The following is a 19,100-nucleotide window of genomic DNA, read 5'->3' as shown; positions in this document are numbered from 1 at the left end:
ACGAATGGCCTGCTGAAAGCGCTTGCAATGGCTGTAGTCTCTTTTACCATTAGGCATTATCAAAGCGTTAAGCAATTCAGGATACCGTTATGGCATTTACACCATTTTCTCCTCGCCAGCCCGCCGCCTCTGCGCGTCTGCCGCTGACGCTTATTTCTCTTGATGACTGGGCACTTGCCACACTCGTTGGTGCCGACGCCGAAAAATACCTTCAGGGCCAGGTCACGGCAGACGTGAGCCAGATGACCGAACATCAGCACCTGCTGGCTGCGCATTGCGATCCAAAAGGCAAAATGTGGAGCAACCTGCGTCTGTTCCGCCGTCAGGATGGCTTTGCCTTTATTGAGCGCCGCAGCCTGCGTGATGACCAGCTCAAAGAGCTGAAGAAATACGCGGTCTTTTCTAAAGTCACCATTGCGCCAGATGACGAGCACGTGCTGCTGGGCGTGGCCGGTTTTCAGGCGCGTGCCGCGCTGAAAAACCTGTTCAACGAACTGCCGGATGCAGAAAAACAGCTGGTTAGCGAAGGTGAGACCTCCATCCTGTGGTTTGAACATCCTGCAGAGCGTTTCCTGCTGGTGACCGACGCCGCGACCGCCGAGCGCGTAACTGAGGCCCTGCGCGGTGAAGCCCAGTTCAATAACAGCCAACAGTGGCTGGCACTGAACATTGAAGCGGGTCTGCCGGTGATTGACGCGGCCAACAGCGCGCAGTTTATTCCGCAGGCGACCAACCTGCAGGCGCTGGGCGGCATCAGCTTTAAAAAAGGCTGTTACACCGGCCAGGAGATGGTCGCGCGGGCAAAATTCCGCGGCGCGAATAAGCGCGCGCTGTGGACACTGGCGGGTCACGCCAGCCGTGTACCGGAAGCAGGTGAAGATTTAGAACTGAAGATGGGTGAAAACTGGCGCCGTACCGGCACCGTGCTAGCCGCCGTTCAACTGGATGATGGCCGTCTGCTGGTGCAGGCGGTGATGAACAACGACATGGAAGCCGACAGCGTGTTCCGCGTGCGTGATGATGCCAATACCTTGAGTATTGAGCCGCTGCCGTATTCACTGGAAGAGTGATGCTGTATCGCCCGGTAGCGCTACGCTTACCGGGCCTACGGTTTTGGTGTTCTCCCTCTCCCTGTGGAAGAGGGTTAGGGTGAGGGCAACAGGCCGCAAGATGTAAAAACTACACCTGCCCCACATACAAATAAATGGCCAGGAAGTGACACACGCTGCCCCCAAGTACAAAGCCGTGCCAGATGGCATGGTTATAAGGGATGCGCTTGCAGACATAGAAAATGACGCCCAACGAGTAGACCACGCCGCCTACGGCAAGCAAGGTCACGCCCCCTACCGCCAGCTTAATCGCCAGCTGATAAACCACTATCAGCGACAGCCAGCCCATCGTCAGGTAGGTCACCAGCGACAGCACCTTAAACCGGTGCGCAATGGTCAGCTTAAAGAGGATCCCCAGCAGCGCCAGGCTCCAGATCACAATCATCAGGCCACGCGACAGCGGTGAGTTCAACCCCACCAGCAGGAATGGCGTGTAGGTGCCTGCAATAAGAAGATAGATAGCGCAGTGGTCAAATTTTTTGAGCCATATCTTTGCCCGCTGATGCGGAATGGCGTGATACAGCGTCGACGCCAGAAACAGCAGGATCATACTCCCGCCATACAGGCTGTAGCTGGTAATGGCCATGGCACTGGCGTTGGTGTCCACCGCCTGCACCAGTAATAACACTAAACCGACAATCCCAAACACCAGGCCAATGCCGTGGCTGATGCTGTTGGCTACTTCCTCAGCCAGTGAATATCCCTGTGCGATTAATGGTCTGCTCACCATACAAAACTCCGGGAAAACGAAAGATGATTATTCATCGCATGACTATGCTAACTGAGAATGATTCCAGTGAACACCTGTTAGCTAAAATAATTTCAATCCATAATTTATATATAAAAATCATATATATAAAAAACAGTTTCACCTTACATTTGTTCACATTAAAATTTAATCATTATGAATCAAAGGTATAAAAATGGATCCTGCCCTCTGGCTGCATGTTATGATGGGTCAATGAGGTCTGAATGAGAGTTATGCCACTGTGAGTATGTTCACCCACGCCGCCATTGCCAGTCTCAATAATCTGGAGATGATGGTCTACAACTATGTCATCAAAAATCGTGACAAAGTGATGTACATGACTATCCGCGAACTGGCGGACGCGGCAGGTGTCTCCACCACCACTATCCTGCGCTTTTGCCGCAAACTCAACTGCGAAGGCTACTCTGAATTTCGCGTACGCTTTAGGCTCTATCTGGAGCAAAATGAGCCTCAGCAGATAAATTTTGGTGCCAGTGAAATTATCAGCTTCTTTAAAAGCGTTAATAATGAAGAGTTCGATACATTATTAGATGAAGCGGTGGAGGTAATATTATCGTCCGAGCGAATTATCTTTGTCGGCGCAGGGACCTCAGGCTCGCTGGCAAAATATGGTGCACGCTTCTTTTCTAATATCGGTAAATTCAGCAACCATATCGACGATCCTTATTTCCCGGTGACCAATGATATGGCCAAAAATGCGCTGGCGATTGTACTGTCGGTATCCGGTGAAACGGAAGAGATCCTGCGCTTCGCCAGCCAGTTCAGCCTGCATCACTGCAAGGTACTCTCCATTACCAGCCATGAGCACTCGCGGCTGGCAAAACTAGCCGATTTTAATCTCTCCTGGCATGTTCCCCAGACGCGTATTGCAGGCGTGTATGATATCACCACCCAAATCCCCGTTATTTATATTCTGGAGTCGCTCGGGCGTAAACTGGCGAAGAAATTAACAGAATAAAACATCCTGTTTTTTGCATGTAACAAATTACAATTCAGGCAAATTGTTATATCGTGACATTTAATGTCGCTTTGCTAGACTCGATTCCAATAAGTCATGAATTGAGAATAGCAACGATGAAAAAATTAACCTTACCAAAAGATTTTTTATGGGGCGGCGCGGTTGCTGCTCACCAGGTGGAAGGCGGCTGGAACAAAGGCGGCAAAGGGCCGAGCATCTGTGACGTGCTGACCGGTGGCGCGCATGGCGTTCCCCGTGAAATCACCCAGGAAGTGGTACCGGGTAAATACTACCCAAACCACGAGGCCATCGACTTTCACGGCCACTACAAAGAAGACATCAAGTTGTTTGCCGAGATGGGCTTCAAATGTTTCCGCACCTCTATCGCCTGGACGCGCATCTTCCCGAAAGGTGACGAAACGCAGCCCAATGAAGAAGGGCTGAAGTTTTACGACGATCTGTTCGATGAGTTGCTAAAGTACAACATCGAGCCGGTGATCACCCTCTCCCACTTCGAAATGCCGCTGCACCTGGTGCAGGAATATGGCGCCTGGACCAACCGTAAAGTGGTCGATTTCTTTGTCCGTTTCGCGGAAGTGGTCTTCGAGCGTTACAAAAACAAGGTCAAATACTGGATGACCTTCAACGAAATCAACAACCAGCGTAACTGGCGTGCCCCGCTGTTCGGTTACTGCTGCTCCGGTGTGGTCTATACCGAGCACGACAACCCGGAAGAGACCATGTACCAGGTGCTGCATCATCAGTTTGTGGCAAGCGCCCTGGCAGTGAAAGCTGCGCGTCGTATTAACCCGGAAATGAAGGTCGGCTGTATGTTGGCGATGGTGGCGCTCTATCCGTTCTCCTGTAAACCGGAGGACGTGATGTTTGCCCAGGAATCCATGCGTGAACGCTATGTCTTTACCGACGTTCAGCTGCGCGGTTATTACCCGTCTTATGTACTGAATGAGTGGGAGCGCCGTGGTTTCAACATTAACATGGAGCCGGGTGATGAGCAGATCCTGCGTGAAGGTACCTGCGACTACTTAGGTTTCAGCTATTACATGACTAACGCCGTCAAAGCAGAAGGCGGTACCGGCGATGCAATTTCAGGCTTTGAAGGCAGCGTGCCCAACCCGCATGTGAAAGCCTCTGACTGGGGCTGGCAGATTGACCCTGTGGGTCTGCGCTACTCTCTGTGTGAGCTATACGAGCGTTATCAGAAACCGCTGTTTATCGTCGAGAACGGTTTTGGCGCCTACGATAAAGTGGAAGAAGATGGCAGCATTAACGACGACTACCGCATCGACTATCTGCGCGCTCACGTGGAAGAGATGATCAAAGCCGTGACGCACGATGGCGTGGACCTGATGGGTTATACGCCGTGGGGCTGTATCGACTGCGTGTCGTTCACCACCGGCCAGTACAGCAAGCGCTATGGTTTTATCTACGTGAACAAGCACGACGACGGCACGGGCGACATGTCGCGCTCCCGTAAGAAAAGCTTCGAGTGGTATAAAGGTGTGATTGCCAGTAACGGTGAGACGCTTTAACTCTGTAACGCCGGGCGGCGCTACGCTTGATCCCCTCTCCCTTTTGGGGAGAGGGTTAGGGTAAGGGGTTTACTTCCCGCCCGCTAACTCAATAAAACTGCCCGTCACGTACGACGCTTTCTCGCTCAGCAGCCAGACAATCGCCTGGGCTACCTCTTCAGGCTGGCCGCCGCGCTGCATCGGCAGCAACGACTTAACGCGATCCACACGTCCCGGCTCTCCACCGTCGGCATGGATGTCGGTATAGATAAGCCCAGGACGCACGCAGTTAACGCGGATACCTTGCGCCGCCACTTCCAGCGCTAACCCGGTTGTCAGTGAATCCACCGCCCCTTTGGACGCCGCGTAATCCACATACTCACCCGGTGCGCCCAGTCGTGACGCCGCGGAGGAGACATTCACAATCGCCCCACCCTTGCCGCCATGTTTGTGCGACATACGCTTTACCGCTTCACGGCAGCAAAGGAAATACCCCGTGACGTTAGTTGCCAGCACGCGATTAATGCGTTCAGCCGAAAGATTTTCGATGGTGGATTGCTCAAACAGGATCCCGGCGTTATTCACCAGCGCGGTTAGCGGCTCAGCTTCTCGGTCAAGACTGTCGAACATCGCCAGTACCTGCGCTTCATCGCTAATATCTGCGCGCAGGGCAAAGGCTTTACCGCCCGCCCCGACGATCTGGTTGATAACGTCCGTCGCAGCCTTGATATTGTGGTGATAATTCACCGCCACGGTGTAGCCTTCGTTTGCCAGCTGCAGCGCGGTGGCTTTACCGATACCGCGGCTTGCGCCTGTTACAAGTGCAATACCCATTCTTTTCTCCCAATAAAAAAGCCGGGTATGGCGGCTTCGCCATACCCGGCCTACGTTACTACATCAACACGATTACTGGTATTCGCTCATTGGTACGCAGGAGCAGAACAGATTACGGTCACCGTAGACGTCATCAAGACGTTTCACGGTTGGCCAGTATTTGTTTGCCACACCGGCCGGGAAGACCGCCAGTTCACGGCTGTAACCGTGATTCCACTCCGCCACCATTTCATGCTGCGTGTGCGGCGCATTGACCAGCGGGTTGTCTTCCAGCGTCCATTCGCCGTCCTGCACGCGGTCGATCTCCATGCGGATGGCCAGCATCGCATCAATAAAGCGGTCCAGCTCGGCTTTGCTCTCGGACTCCGTTGGCTCCACCATCAGCGTACCCGCAACCGGGAACGACATGGTTGGCGCATGGAATCCATAGTCGATAAGACGTTTGGCAATATCCAGCTCGCTAATGCCGGTCTGCTCTTTCAGCGGACGAATATCCAGAATGCACTCGTGCGCCACGCGGCCATCACGACCGGTGTAGAGCACCGGATAGGCTGACTTGAGGCGGGTCGCGATGTAGTTAGCGTTCAGGATCGCCACCTGGCTTGCCTTTTTCAGCCCTTCCGCGCCCATCATGCGGATGTACATCCAGCTGATTGGCAGGATAGAGGCGCTACCAAACGGTGCCGCTGACACCGCGCCCTGACGGGTCAGCATCCCTTCGATCTGCACCACGCTATGGCCTGGAACAAACGGTGCCAGGTGTGCTTTCACGCCGATTGGCCCCATACCCGGGCCGCCACCGCCGTGCGGAATGCAGAAGGTTTTATGCAGGTTCAGGTGCGAAACGTCCGCGCCGATGAAGCCCGGCGAGGTGATGCCCACCTGCGCATTCATGTTCGCACCGTCGAGATAGACCTGGCCGCCAAACTGATGCACCACTTCACACACTTCACGTATGGTCTCTTCGTACACGCCGTGAGTCGACGGATAGGTCACCATGATGCAGGAGAGCTTATCGCCCGCCTGTTCGGCTTTCGCACGCAGGTCAGCGAGGTCAATGTTGCCGTTCTTATCGCACGCCACCACGACCACTTCCATCCCCGCCATCTGGGCGGAGGCCGGGTTGGTGCCGTGGGCAGAGCTTGGGATCAGGCAGATATCACGGTGGCCTTCGTTACGGCTCTCGTGATAGTGGCGGATCGCCAGCAGACCGGCGTACTCACCCTGCGCGCCAGAGTTTGGCTGCATGCAGAGCGCATCGTAACCCGTCAGTTTCACCAGCCAGTCGGAGAGCTGGTTGATCATCAGGTGATACCCTTCCGCCTGTTCGGCAGGGCAGAACGGGTGCAGCTCGGCAAACTCAGGCCAGGTGATAGGGATCATCTCCGCCGCCGCGTTCAGCTTCATGGTGCAGGAACCCAGCGGGATCATCGCCTGGTTCAGCGCCAGATCCTTGCGCTCCAGAGAATGCATGTAACGCATCATCTCGGTTTCGCTGTGGTAGCGGTTAAAGACCGGGTGCGTCAGGATCGCATCGTTACGCAGCATGCTTTCCTGAATTGAGCGGCTGTCGAGCGCGACCTCTTTGTCCAGCGTATCAATATCCAGACCGTGCGCGTCGCCCAGCAACACGTTAAACAGGTTGACGATATCTACACGGGTGGTGGATTCATCGAGGGTGATGCCGACCGCGTTATGGATGTCGCTGCGCAGGTTGATTTGCGCCGCATCAGCACGCGCCAGCACCGCCGCTTTGTCCGCCACTTCAACGCACAGGGTGTCGAAGTAGTGAGCGTGACGCAGTTTGAGGCCTTTCTGCTGCAGACCGCAGGCCAGAATATCGGCCAGACGGTGAATGCGGCTGGCGATGCGTTTCAGGCCAACCGGACCATGGAACACCGCATACAGGCTGGCAATGTTAGCCAGCAGAACCTGCGAGGTACAAATGTTGGAGTTCGCTTTCTCGCGGCGGATATGCTGCTCACGCGTCTGCATCGCCATGCGCAGCGCAGTGTTACCGGCAGCGTCTTTTGACACACCGATAATACGGCCAGGCATGGAGCGTTTGAATTCATCTTTTGCCGCAAAGAATGCCGCGTGCGGGCCGCCGTAACCCATCGGCACGCCGAAGCGCTGCGCAGAGCCGAAGACGATATCCGCACCCTGTTTGCCAGGCGCCGTCAACAGTACCAGTGCCATAAAATCAGCGGCGACGCTGACAACGACTTTGCGGGATTTGAGTTCGGTCATCAGCGCGCTGTAGTCATGCACTTCGCCGGTGGTGCCCACCTGCTGTAGCAGCACGCCAAAGACATCCTGGTGATCCAGTACTTTGTCGGCATCATCGACAATCACGTCGAAGCCAAAGGTTTCCGCACGAGTGCGTACCACGTCCAGCGTCTGCGGATGAACATCCGCCGCCACGAAGAAGCGGTTGGCGTTTTTCAGCTTGCTCACGCGTTTCGCCATTGCCATGGCTTCTGCCGCGGCGGTCGCTTCATCCAGCAGAGACGCAGAGGCGATGTCGAGACCGGTCAGATCCAGGGTCACCTGCTGGAAGTTCAACAGCGCTTCCAGACGGCCCTGGGACACTTCCGGCTGATAGGGGGTATACGCGGTATACCAGCCCGGGTTTTCCAGCATGTTGCGCAGGATCACCGGCGGTAACTGCACGTTGGTATAACCCATGCCAATGTAAGACTTATAGCGCTTGTTAAGGGCTGCAATGGCCTTTAATTCTGCCAGCGCAGCAAATTCAGTCGTCGCCTCGCCCACCTGTGGTGGCGTGGCAAGCTGGATGTCTTTTGGCACGATCTGGCCGATCAGTGCGTCTAATGAATCCGCGCCAACTGTCTTCAGCATCTCCTGCTGTTGCTGAGCATCCGGCCCTATGTGACGTTCAATGAAGGCGCCACGGTTTTCAAGCTGGCTTAAAGTCTGTGTCATGAGCGATGGTTCCTGAAACGTGCAGTGAATATAAGTTCCCTCTCCCTGTGGGAGAGGGTTAGGGTAAGGGGAAGATGGGCACCCTCACCCCTGTCCTCTCCCGAAGGGAGAGGGATAATGGCTTACTCGTCTTCTAACAGGGCTTCGTATGCGGTGGCATCCAGCAGCGCAGCAACCTGTGATTCGTCGCTGGCTTTGATCTTGAAGATCCAGCCGCCTTCATACGGTTCGCTGTTGACCAGTTCCGGGGAGTCGCTCAGCGCGTCGTTGACGGCAATGATTTCGCCGCTCACCGGTGCATAGATATCGGATGCCGCCTTAACAGATTCCGCGACAGCGCAGTCATCGCCCGCGCTAACGGTCGCGCCCACTTCCGGCAGGTCAACAAACACCATGTCGCCCAGCAGCTCTTGCGCGTGCTCGGTGATCCCAACGGTATAAGAGCCGTCCGCCTCTTTGCGTAGCCACTCGTGTTCTTTGCTGTATTTCAGTTCTGCTGGCACATTGCTCATTGAAGTTCTCCTGATAAAAATGATTAGGCGACCGGCTTACCGGCGCGAACAAAAATCGGTTTGGTCACGTGGACCGGCATTTCGCGGTTGCGGATCTGTACCACCGCCGTTTCGCCAATGCCGGCCGGCACGCGTGCCAGTGCAATACTGTAGCCCAGCGTCGGGGAGAAGGTACCGCTGGTGATCACGCCTTCACGCGGATTGCCGTCTGCATCGGTAAAACGTACCGGCAGTTCGCCGCGCAGCACGCCTTTTTCCTTCATCACCAGGCCAACCAGCTGTTCAGTGCCCTTTTCGCGCTGCATCTCCAGCGCTTCACGGCCAATAAATTCGCGGTCAGCCGGTTCCCACGCGATGGTCCAGCCCATGTTAGCGGCCAGTGGAGAGACGCTTTCGTCCATCTCCTGGCCATAAAGGTTCATGCCCGCTTCCAGACGCAGCGTATCGCGCGCGCCCAGTCCTGCTGGCTTGACGCCCGCTTCCACCAGCGCACGCCAGAAGTCGGCGGCTTTTTCATTCGGCATGGCAATTTCATAGCCCGCTTCACCGGTATAGCCGGTGGTGGCGATAAACAGATCGCCCGCCTGCACGCCGAAGAACGGCTTCATGCCAGCGGTGGCTTCACGCTGCTCGTTGTTGAACAGCGTGGCGGCTTTCGCCTGCGCGTTCGGCCCCTGCACGGCGATCAGCGACAGATCATCACGGACGGTGATGTCGATGGCATATGGTTCAGCGTGTTGGGTAATCCAGGAGAGGTCTTTTTCGCGGGTGGCGGAGTTTACAACGAGGCGGAAGAAATCTTCAGTGAAGTAGTAGACGATAAGGTCGTCAATCACGCCGCCAGAGGCATTTAGCATGCCGGTATAGAGCGCTTTACCTGGCGTCTTCAGTTTTGCGACGTCGTTTGCCAGCAGATAACGCAAAAACTCCCGGGTGCGGCTACCGCGCAGGTCGACAATTGTCATGTGGGAGACGTCGAACATACCGGCATCGGTACGCACTGCGTGGTGTTCATCAATCTGGGAGCCGTAATGCAGCGGCATCATCCAGCCATGAAAGTCCACCATACGTGCACCGCATAACACGTGTTGTTCGTACAAAGGAGTCTGTTGAGCCATCTTTTCCTCGTTGAAAAATTCACCGTGAATCCCGGTATCGGCCCCGTCATTCGGCACCGACGCAAACGTTCTCTTTTACCTGAACTTACCACCGAAACCGACGGTTAACCATAAGGTAAAACAGGTCATCACATTAGCTTATGACCAAAAAACGCTGAAAAGCCTACAGAGTTATTCACTGGTAAAATGCGATTCAACCCGCACAAAATTAACAACGATCTAACAATATTTAGCACATGGTGATATTTCATGCGGAAAAACGGGCCAAATTTCCGTAACGTAAAAATAGCCAGATTAGATTATCTAATGCGAAAAATGGCGTGAAATTAGATTATTTCAAACGAGGATATTTACCCGGCGCAGAGGCCGGGTAAATAAAGTGTGACGGGGATCGAGATTAACGTAACCAGTCGGGAAGATCGTTAAGACCCATCGCCTGACGAAGGAGTTGAGGTTTTACGCCCGGAAGGGTGTCGGCCAGTTTCAGGCCGATGTCGCGCAGCAGTTTTTTCGCCGGATTTGCCCCGGCAAACAGCTCGCGGAAGCCCTGCATACCTGCCAGCATCACCGCCGCGCTGTGCTTGCGGCTGCGTTCGTAGCGACGCAGGTAGAGATGCTGGCCGATGTCTTTACCTTCGCGGTGCAGACGGCGCAGCTCATTCACCAGCTCTGCCGCATCCATAAAGCCAAGGTTAACCCCCTGTCCGGCCAGCGGATGAATGGTATGCGCCGCGTCACCCACCAGCGCGAGACGGTGCGCCGCAAACTGGCGCGCGTAGCGGCCGGTCAACGGGAATACCAGGCGTTCGCTCTCAAGAGTGCACAGACCAAGACGGTTATCAAACGCCATGCACAGCGCCTGATTAAACGCCTCTGGCGTCGCCTCGCGCATCAGCTGTGCTTTTTCTGGCACCAGAGACCAGACGATCGAGCACAGGTGCGGATCGCTCAGCGGCAGAAATGCCAGAATACCGTCGTTATGGAAAATCTGGCGCGCAACGCCGCCGTGCGGCTCTTCAGTACGGATGGTTGCTACCAGCGCATGATGACGATAATCCCAGAAGGTCAGGGGAATATCCGCCTTGTTACGCAGCCACGAGTTTGCGCCATCCGCGCCCACCACCAGCCGCGCGGTGAGCATGTCGCCGCTCTGCAGGGTGAGAAACGCTTCGTTTTCGCCCCATGCCACCTGCTGGATTTGCGCGGGCGCCATCAGGTTGATGTCGCTGCAGGATTGCGCTTTTTGCCATAACGCATGGTGAATGACGGCATTTTCGATGATATGACCCAGATGGCTATAGCCCATACTTTCATCATCAAACGCGATATGGCCAAAGCTGTCTTTGTCCCACACTTCCATTCCGTGATAGCAGCTGGCACGCTGCGCCACGATATCTGACCAGACGCCAAGGCGCGTCAGTAGTTTTTCGCTGGCGGCATTGATTGCCGAGACGCGCAGTTCCGGCGGCGCATCGTGCGCAACGGGCTGAGGCAGATTTTGCTCCAGCACGGCCACGCGCAGACCACTGCCCTGTAAACCACAGGCCAGCGCCAGCCCTACCATTCCGCCGCCTACAATGGCGACATCAACATTTTGCACGATGATAACTCCTTAACGCGCGACCCAACCAAGGGTCCGCTGCGCCAGCACGTCACGTGCCGGAATGAATAATTCCATCGCCATCAGCCCAAGGTTGCGGCCTGCAACCAGCGGTGCCCAGCGATTGGCAAACAGATGCACCAGGCCATCGGTGACGCCGATAGTCGCTTCTTTATCGGCCCGGCGTCGCTTCTGATAATGGCTGAGCACCGGATACGCGCCGCAATCTTTTTGCTCATGCCACGCCTGGGACAGAGTCTCTGCCAGGCTCATCACGTCGCGTAGCCCAAGGTTGAAGCCTTGCCCGGCGATTGGGTGCAACGTCTGCGCGGCATTGCCGACCAGCGCCACGCGATGGGAGATGGACTGAGATGCCGTGGTCAGCGACAGCGGGTAAACAGCGCGTTTTCCCGCATGGGTAATACGCCCCAGCCGCCAGCCAAAGGCTTTTTGCAGCTCGGTACAAAAACGGTCGTCGGACCAGGCCTCAACGTCAGCCGCTTTATCCTGAGGATGGCACCACACCAGCGAGCAGCGTCCGTTTGACATCGGCAGCATGGCCAGCGGGCCGTGCTGAGTGAAACGTTCAAACGCCCTGCCGTTGTGTTCTCCCGCCGTAGAAACGTTAGCAATAACGGCGACCTGTCCGTAAGACTGGGCGCGCCATTCCACGCCGCACTGGGTGCCAAGCGCAGAACGTGAACCATCGGCGGCGACCAGAAGCCGGCCATCCAGAACCGTGCCGTTTTCCAGCGTCACGCTGACCGCCGCTTCGCTGCGGCTGAAGCTGGCGACGCGTGCCGGGCAATGGAGCGTCACACCCGGGGCATCCTGCAATAAACGGAACAGACGCAGCCCGACGTCGTGAAGTTCAACCACCCGACCTAAGGCATCAATGCGGTAATCCTGCGCGTCCAGCGTCACAAACCCGGCATGGCCACGATCGCTGACGTGCACGGTGTTGATTGCCGTCGCACAATCCGCAATCGCCTGCCAGATGCCAATTCGAGCGAGCTGCTGGCAGGTCCCCTGAGCCAGGGCAATGGCGCGGGCATCAAAACCGGGATGGTCGGACGCCTCTGGCGCCACGGCCTCCACCAGATGGACCGGAAGTTGCCCTTTCGTCAAATGCGAGATGGCCAGCGCCAGCGTAGCTCCCGTCATCCCCCCACCAACGATAATCACGCTCATGGGCGTGCCGCTGCCATCAGCGCCTCAATGTCATCGGCGTTTTTCACCACGCCCGCGGTCAGGTTTTCGTTACCGGTTTCGGTGATGACAATGTCATCTTCGATGCGAATACCAATTCCACGGTACGCTTCCGGCACGTCGGCATCCGGCGCAATGTAGAGCCCCGGTTCAACGGTCAGCACCATACCCGGCTCCAGCACGCGAGAACGTTCTGAACCATACGCACCCACATCATGCACATCCAGCCCCAGCCAGTGGCTCAGGCCGTGCATAAAGTAGGGGCGATGCGCATTTTCAGCAATCAGGGTATCCACATCACCATTCAGAATCCCGAGCCTTACGAGGCCGGTAATCATGATGCGCACCACTTCGCCGGTCACTTCCTGGATGGAGGTGCCGGGGCGATAGAGCTTCAGCGCGGTTTCAAGAGATTCAAGAACGATGTCATAAATTTCGCGCTGCGCGGGAGTGAACTTACCGTTCACCGGGAACGTACGGGTGATGTCGCCCGCATAGCCCTGATATTCACAGCCTGCATCAATCAGCACCAGATCGCCGTCACGCAGTTCACTTTCATTTTCGGTGTAGTGCAGAATGCAGCCGTTTTCACCGCCGCCGACAATGGTGTTGTAAGAGGGATAACGCGCGCCGTGGCGGTTGAACTCGTGGTGAATCTCGCCTTCCAGCTGATATTCAAACAGGCCGGGATGGCACTTTTCCATCGCCCTTGTGTGAGCCAGCGCGCTGATTTCGCCTGCACGACGCATCACGTCCAGCTCTTCCTGCGATTTAAACAGGCGCATCTCGTGGACCACCGGGCGCCAGTCCGTCAGCGTGGCCGGGGCGGAGAGATTCTGCCGGGAGCCTTTACGCAGCTTATCCAGCGCGGTGAAGACTATCTCATCGGCGTACGCATACTCACCCTGCGCGTGGTAAAGCACATCCAGCCCGTTCAGCAACTGATAGAGCTGCTGGTTGATTTCGCTGAACGCCAGCGCACGGTCCACACCCAGTTTCGCGGGCGCGGCCTCTTGCCCCAGGCGGCGACCAAACCAGATCTCCGCGGTGAGATCCCGTACGCGGTTGAAAATCACGCTGTGGTTGTGGGTGTCATTGCTCTTGATCAGCACCAGTACCGCCTCCGGTTCATTGAACCCGGTGAAGTACCAGAAATCGCTGTTCTGGCGATAGGGGTATTCACTGTCGGCACTGCGCGTCACTTCGGGCGCGGCAAAAATCAGCGCAGCGCTTCCGGGCTGCATTTTTGCCAGCAGCGCCTGACGACGACGGGAATACTCTTGATTCGAGATAACCATGACACCCTCCTGTGCGTTATTTTTCTTAATGTAAGGTTGGCTTACGAACTTCCGGTGCGGTTGGCTGCGAGCGGGTGAAGTTATCGTGGCACAGCAGTGCCGCCACGCGAACGTACTCGATAATCTCTTCGAGAGACATCTCCAGCTCTTCCTGATCTTCTTCTTCGTCGTAACCCAATTGCGCGATGTTACGCAGATCGTCGATCGCTTCACCCGCTTCGCCGGTCACTTTATCAAGCTTAGGCTGCGTTACGCCCAGCCCCAACAGATAGTGGTTTACCCAACCGGCCAGCGCATCGGCGCGATCGAACACGCTGACATCGTCGCCTTCAGGCAGATAAAGCTGAAAAAGGAAGCCATCGTCCTCCAGCGAATCGCTGATTGCCGAGTGCATTTTTCGCAGCGCTTCCGCCAGTTCATGACCAAACGCCAGCCCTTCGTTCGTCAGGTCGTGGATCAGCGGCTGCCATGAGCTGTCGCTGTTTCCGCCGCATAGCATGCCACTGATCAGACCGTGCATTTCGGCAGGGGTTAAACCCACACCCTGCTGGTTCAGTAACTGGTTTAAATCGTTGTAACCAGGCATTTCGTTCTGTATAGACATGAGCTTTCGTCATCAAAGGGAGGAATATTCATGATATGCTACCACTTTGGACCCTGGTGATACCAGAAAAGGGCTTGTATCTTCACATCAGGGTAGCTATAGTGTCGCCCCTTCGCAGCCCCCGGGGCAGTAAGCGAAGGCAGCGCAGTCAATCAGCAGGAAGGTGGCATGTCTGCACAACCCGTCGATCTCCAGATTTTTGGCCGTTCACTGCGAGTGAATTGTCCTCCTGAACAAAGGGATGCTTTGAATCAGGCTGCGGACGATTTGAATCAGCGGTTGCAAGATCTCAAAGAACGCACTAGAGTCACAAATACTGAGCAGCTGGTTTTTATCGCCGCGTTGAACATCAGCTATGAACTGACTCAGGAAAAAGCGAAGACCCGCGACTACGCGGCAAGCATGGAGCAGCGCATTAAAATGCTCCAGCAGACCATAGAACAGGCGTTGCTTGATCAAGGTCGCAATCCCGAAAGACCGGGACCAAAGTTTGAATAACACTTCTCAGTTGACTATGGTAGAGTAACTGTGAAGACAAAATTTCTCTGAGATGTTCGCAAGCGGGCCAGTCCCCTGAGCCGATATTTCATACCACAAGAATGTGGCGCTCCATGGTTGGTGAGCATGCTCGGTTCGCCCGAGAAGCCTTAAAACTATGACGACACATTCACCTTGAACCAAGGGTTCAAGGGTTACAGCCTGCGGCGGCATCTCGGAGATTCCCTCACTCTTCTTCTACCACTACCATGACTCAATTCCCTGAAGTTTGTGCCTCACGCCAGGATATTCGTCAACTCATTCGACAACGTCGCCGGGCGTTAACCCCTGAACAGCAAGCGCATTTTGCCCAGCAGGCCGCGGCACGCATGATGGCGTATCCGCCTGTAGTAATGGCGCATACCGTCGCGCTGTTTCTCTCTTTTGATGGTGAGCTGGATACGCAGCCACTCATCGAACAACTCTGGCGAGCCGGAAAGCGGGTCTATTTGCCGGTGCTGCATCCGTTTAGCGCAGGGAACCTGCTGTTTCTGCACTACCACCCACACAGCGAACTGGTTGTGAATCGTCTGAAAATCACCGAGCCGAAGCTGGATGTGCGCGACGTGCTGCCGCTGTCACAGCTGGACGTGCTGATTACGCCGCTGGTGGCGTTTGATGAACAGGGCCAGCGTTTAGGAATGGGCGGGGGGTTCTATGACAGAACGTTGCAAAACTGGCAGCAGTACGGGTTGCAGCCGGTGGGTTATGCGCATGATTGTCAGGCGGTAGAAGCCTTGCCGGTCGAGAAGTGGGATGTGCCGTTGCCGGCGGTGGTGACGCCATCGAAGTTGTGGGAATGGTGAAACAGGCGTGCAGTCGACGTAGGTCGGGTAAGGCGTAGCCGCCACCCGACACTACAAACCTCACCCTTAGTACAGCAGACGCGCGCGAATCGTCCCCGGAATGGCCTTCATGCTCTGCAGCGCTTTCTCGGCCACATCTTCATCTGCTTCGATATCAATAACCACATAGCCCATCTGCGAGTTGGTTTGCAGATACTGCGCGGCAATGTTGACGCTCTGCTCGGCAAAGATCTGGTTGATGGCGGTCAGCACGCCCGGACGGTTTTCGTGAATGTGCAGCAGACGACGGCCACCGTGCAGCGGCAGCGACACTTCCGGGAAGTTAACGGCAGAGAGCGTTGAACCGTTATCGGAGTATTTGCTCAGTTTACCCGCCACTTCCAGACCGATATTCTCCTGCGCTTCCTGAGTAGAGCCACCGATGTGTGGCGTCAGGATCACGTTGTCGAACTCGCACAGCGGAGAGTTAAATGGATCGCTGTTGGTTGCAGGCTCCGTCGGGAAGACGTCGATAGCCGCCCCCGCCAGATGCTTACGCTTCAGGGCATCGCACAGCGCGGGAATGTCGACAACCGTACCGCGTGCGGCGTTGATCAGCAGGGAACCTGGCTTCATCAGCGCCAGCTCTTCCGCGCCCATCATATTTTTGGTGGAGGCGTTTTCCGGCACATGCAGGCTCACCACGTCGCTCATGTTCAGCAGGTCTGAAAGATGTTGAACCTGAGTAGCGTTCCCCAGCGGCAGTTTGCTTTCAATGTCGTAGAAGTAAACATGCATGCCCAGGGATTCAGCCAGGATACCCAGTTGGGTACCAATGTGGCCGTAACCGATGATACCCAGTTTTTTACCGCGCGCTTCATAAGAGCCCGCGGCCAGTTTGTTCCACACGCCGCGGTGGGCTTTGGCGTTGGCTTCCGGAATACCGCGCAGCAGCAGCAGCAGTTCGCCAATCACCAGCTCCGCCACGGAACGGGTGTTGGAGAACGGGGCGTTGAAGACCGGGATACCGCGTTTTGCGGCAGCATTCAGGTCAACCTGGTTGGTACCGATGCAGAAACAGCCGATAGCGACCAGCTTTTCCGCCGCAGCAATAACATCTTCAGTCAGGTGAGTACGGGATCGCAGGCCGATGAAGTGGGCATCACGGATGGACGCTTTCAGCTCTTCAGTATCCAGCGCGCCTTTGTGAAATTCGATGTTGGTGTAACCTGCCGCGCGAAGGCTATCAAGTGCTTTTTGATGCACGCCTTCTACTAGCAGGAATTTAATCTTGTCTTTCTCCAGTGATACCTTTGCCATTTACCCGACCCTGTTTTTTTGTCTGAACTGATGTTGTGCTGGATTGAAATCCGCTTAGCCAACATATCAAAAAAAACTATTGCAGCAATATGAACGTTTGCGTCGGCACTCTGAAGAAAAGTCATACAGCGCAAAATAGCAGAGTAAAATGCTGTAAATATTTGTGAATGCGGAAGGTTCAGCAAGAGAGGGGCAAAAAACGTGACACAAGTCACCGAATTTAGCTTTTCAAAATTTTTTTAGCGGGGGGAGGACTCCCCCCGTCAGATCATTTTACGATGGTTTTCACGCCATCAGCCGTGCCGATCAGCGCAACATCCGCGCCACGGTTGGCGAATAACCCTACTGTTACCACGCCCGGAATGCCGTTGATGGCGTTTTCGAGCGCGATCGCGTCGAGAATTTCCAGGCCATGAACGTCGAGGATCACGTTGCCGTTATCGGTGACCACACCCTGACGGTATTCAGGACGTCCGCCGAGTTTTACCAGCTCACGTGCCACGGCGCTGCGCGCCATTGGGATCACTTCAACCGGCAACGGGAATTTACCCAGAATATCAACCTGCTTGGATGCATCCGCGATACAGATGAATTTATCGGCCACGGAGGCGATGATCTTTTCACGCGTCAGCGCTGCGCCGCCGCCTTTGATCATCTGCATATGCCCGTTGATTTCATCCGCGCCATCAACGTAGATCCCCAGACGGTCCACTTCGTTCAGATCGAAAACGGTAATGCCGAGGCTTTTCAGCTTTTCCGTGGAAGCATCGGAGCTCGAAACCGCGCCCTCGATTTGCCCCTTCATCGTGCCCAGCGCATCGATAAAGTGTGCCGCCGTCGACCCCGTACCCACACCGACGATAGTACCCGGTTGCACGTACTGGAGCGCGGCCCATCCTACTGCTTTTTTCAGTTCATCCTGCGTCATGATCGTTTTGCCTGTGGTATGAAAACTTAGGGCGCATTATAGAACACGTGAGGTGGAATTCGTCTGCCACAAAGGGAAAATTGTGTCATAGTGCAGATTAAGCAAAATTAAGGAGTAAGCCAGAGCAATGAAACGTCCGGACTACAGAACACTACAGGCACTTGATGCAGTTATTCGTGAACGCGGTTTTGAGCGCGCAGCGCAAAAGCTGTGTATTACTCAGTCCGCCGTATCGCAGCGTATCAAACAGCTTGAAAACATGTTCGGGCAGCCACTGCTGGTGCGTACCGTGCCACCGCGTCCAACAGAGCAAGGACAAAAGCTCCTCGCCCTGCTCCGTCAGGTTGAACTGCTGGAAGACGAATGGCTGGGTGATGAACAAACGGGTTCTACGCCGTTGCTGCTGTCGCTGGCGGTGAACGCCGACAGTCTGGCAACCTGGCTGCTGCCCGCCCTCGCCCCGGTTCTGGCCGATTCCCCTATCCGTCTGAATCTTCAGGTTGAAGATGAAACCCGCACCCAGGAACGCCTGCGTCGCGGTGAAGTGGTCGGGGCGGTCAGTATTCAGCCTCAGGCACTGCCAAGCTGCCTGGTCGATCAACTGGGCGCGCTGGATTACCTGTTTGTCGGTTCAAAAGCCTTTGCGGAGCGCTACTTCCCCAATGGCGTCACCCGCGCCGCGCTGCTTAAGGCACCTGCCGTGGCGTTCGACCATCTGGACGATATGCATCAGGCTTTCCTGCAACAAAACTTTGACCTGCCACCGGGCAGCGTGCCTTGCCACATCGTGAACTCGTCTGAGGCCTTCGTGCAGCTTGCGCGTCAGGGAACCACCTGCTGCATGATCCCGCACCTGCAGATTGAAAAGGAGTTGAAAAGCGGTGAGCTGATTGATTTGACGCCGGGGCTGTATCAGCGCCGGATGCTTTACTGGCACCGTTTTGCGCCGGAAAGCCGCATGATGCGCAACGTCACCGACGCGCTGCTGGCATACGGGCACAAGGTGTTGAGACAGGATTAATCGCTTGAATTCCCTCTCCCACA

At 55.5% G+C, this 19,100-nt stretch carries 17 protein-coding genes and 1 other RNA gene; 7 read left to right on the top strand and 11 right to left on the bottom strand.

What is annotated here, in order from left to right:
- Positions 1–89: 89 nt before the first annotated feature.
- The gene (ygfZ, locus tag VF709_RS21015) at positions 90–1,070 is read left to right on the top strand and encodes a tRNA-modifying protein YgfZ (RefSeq protein WP_023620448.1); all 981 of its coding nucleotides are present in this window, start codon (positions 90–92) and stop codon (positions 1,068–1,070) included.
- A gap of 109 nt (positions 1,071–1,179) precedes the next feature.
- On the opposite strand, the gene trhA is transcribed toward ygfZ, so the two are convergent.
- Positions 1,180–1,839, bottom strand: coding sequence for a PAQR family membrane homeostasis protein TrhA (gene trhA / locus VF709_RS21010; RefSeq protein ID WP_003863433.1), 660 nt, complete (start codon positions 1,837–1,839; stop codon positions 1,180–1,182).
- A gap of 265 nt (positions 1,840–2,104) precedes the next feature.
- Between trhA and VF709_RS21005 the strand changes: the two genes are divergently transcribed.
- On the top strand, positions 2,105–2,836 hold the full coding sequence (locus VF709_RS21005) for a MurR/RpiR family transcriptional regulator (protein WP_038420535.1): 732 nt from the start codon (positions 2,105–2,107) through the stop codon (positions 2,834–2,836).
- A gap of 116 nt (positions 2,837–2,952) precedes the next feature.
- Positions 2,953–4,386: a 6-phospho-beta-glucosidase BglA gene (bglA, locus tag VF709_RS21000; protein ID WP_029883156.1), complete on the top strand. Its 1,434-nt coding sequence runs from the start codon at positions 2,953–2,955 to the stop codon at positions 4,384–4,386.
- 69 nt (positions 4,387–4,455) lie between these two features.
- On the opposite strand, the gene VF709_RS20995 is transcribed toward bglA, so the two are convergent.
- From VF709_RS20995 to VF709_RS20960, 8 genes are all read right to left on the bottom strand, one after another.
- Complete coding sequence (locus tag VF709_RS20995; RefSeq protein ID WP_013098620.1) at positions 4,456–5,199, bottom strand: SDR family oxidoreductase; 744 nt, start codon at positions 5,197–5,199, stop codon at positions 4,456–4,458.
- Positions 5,200–5,271: 72 nt separating this feature from the next.
- The gene (gcvP, locus tag VF709_RS20990) at positions 5,272–8,145 is read right to left on the bottom strand and encodes an aminomethyl-transferring glycine dehydrogenase (RefSeq protein ID WP_029883155.1); all 2,874 of its coding nucleotides are present in this window, start codon (positions 8,143–8,145) and stop codon (positions 5,272–5,274) included.
- A 122-nt stretch (positions 8,146–8,267) separates the two neighbouring features.
- Complete coding sequence (gcvH, locus tag VF709_RS20985) at positions 8,268–8,657, bottom strand: glycine cleavage system protein GcvH (RefSeq protein WP_013098622.1); 390 nt, start codon at positions 8,655–8,657, stop codon at positions 8,268–8,270.
- Positions 8,658–8,680: 23 nt separating this feature from the next.
- Complete coding sequence (gene gcvT, locus VF709_RS20980) at positions 8,681–9,775, bottom strand: glycine cleavage system aminomethyltransferase GcvT (protein WP_028028158.1); 1,095 nt, start codon at positions 9,773–9,775, stop codon at positions 8,681–8,683.
- A gap of 397 nt (positions 9,776–10,172) precedes the next feature.
- Positions 10,173–11,375, bottom strand: coding sequence for an FAD-dependent 2-octaprenylphenol hydroxylase (gene ubiI, locus VF709_RS20975; RefSeq protein ID WP_013098624.1), 1,203 nt, complete (start codon positions 11,373–11,375; stop codon positions 10,173–10,175).
- A 12-nt stretch (positions 11,376–11,387) separates the two neighbouring features.
- Entirely contained in the window at positions 11,388–12,566 is a 1,179-nt protein-coding gene (gene ubiH, locus VF709_RS20970; RefSeq protein WP_149896972.1) for a 2-octaprenyl-6-methoxyphenyl hydroxylase, read from the bottom strand.
- Complete coding sequence (gene pepP, locus VF709_RS20965; protein WP_104668930.1) at positions 12,563–13,876, bottom strand: Xaa-Pro aminopeptidase; 1,314 nt, start codon at positions 13,874–13,876, stop codon at positions 12,563–12,565. Before pepP ends, ubiH begins: the two co-directional genes overlap by 4 nt.
- A gap of 31 nt (positions 13,877–13,907) precedes the next feature.
- Positions 13,908–14,486: a YecA/YgfB family protein gene (locus tag VF709_RS20960; RefSeq protein ID WP_013098627.1), complete on the bottom strand. Its 579-nt coding sequence runs from the start codon at positions 14,484–14,486 to the stop codon at positions 13,908–13,910.
- Between the two features lie 168 nt (positions 14,487–14,654).
- Between VF709_RS20960 and zapA the strand changes: the two genes are divergently transcribed.
- From zapA to VF709_RS20945, 3 genes are all read left to right on the top strand, one after another.
- Positions 14,655–14,984 carry a cell division protein ZapA gene (gene zapA, locus VF709_RS20955; RefSeq protein WP_006811891.1) on the top strand — a complete coding sequence of 110 codons (330 nt, stop codon included), beginning with the start codon at positions 14,655–14,657 and terminating at the stop codon, positions 14,982–14,984.
- Positions 14,985–15,025: 41 nt separating this feature from the next.
- A non-coding RNA gene (ssrS, locus tag VF709_RS20950) (6S RNA) lies at positions 15,026–15,209 on the top strand.
- A 23-nt stretch (positions 15,210–15,232) separates the two neighbouring features.
- Positions 15,233–15,829, top strand: a complete 597-nt coding sequence (locus tag VF709_RS20945) for a 5-formyltetrahydrofolate cyclo-ligase (RefSeq protein ID WP_045902715.1) — start codon at positions 15,233–15,235, stop codon at positions 15,827–15,829.
- A 66-nt stretch (positions 15,830–15,895) separates the two neighbouring features.
- On the opposite strand, the gene serA is transcribed toward VF709_RS20945, so the two are convergent.
- A complete protein-coding gene (gene serA / locus VF709_RS20940) occupies positions 15,896–17,128 on the bottom strand; it encodes a phosphoglycerate dehydrogenase (RefSeq protein ID WP_013098629.1) in 1,233 nt (410 codons plus the stop codon).
- A 268-nt stretch (positions 17,129–17,396) separates the two neighbouring features.
- Positions 17,397–18,056 (bottom strand): ribose-5-phosphate isomerase RpiA, encoded by a 660-nt coding sequence (rpiA, locus tag VF709_RS20935; protein WP_013098630.1) that lies wholly within the window; start codon positions 18,054–18,056, stop codon positions 17,397–17,399.
- Between the two features lie 127 nt (positions 18,057–18,183).
- Between rpiA and argP the strand changes: the two genes are divergently transcribed.
- Positions 18,184–19,077 (top strand): DNA-binding transcriptional regulator ArgP, encoded by an 894-nt coding sequence (argP, locus tag VF709_RS20930; protein WP_008499727.1) that lies wholly within the window; start codon positions 18,184–18,186, stop codon positions 19,075–19,077.
- Positions 19,078–19,100: the final 23 nt, after the last annotated feature.

It is taken from the genome of Enterobacter sp. Lyrl_3, assembly GCF_051948675.1.
In the GTDB taxonomy this organism is placed as follows: domain Bacteria; phylum Pseudomonadota; class Gammaproteobacteria; order Enterobacterales; family Enterobacteriaceae; genus Enterobacter; species Enterobacter cloacae.
The sequence above is the reverse complement of the archived record's forward strand: the minus strand, read 5'-3'. Positions and strand labels throughout refer to the sequence as shown.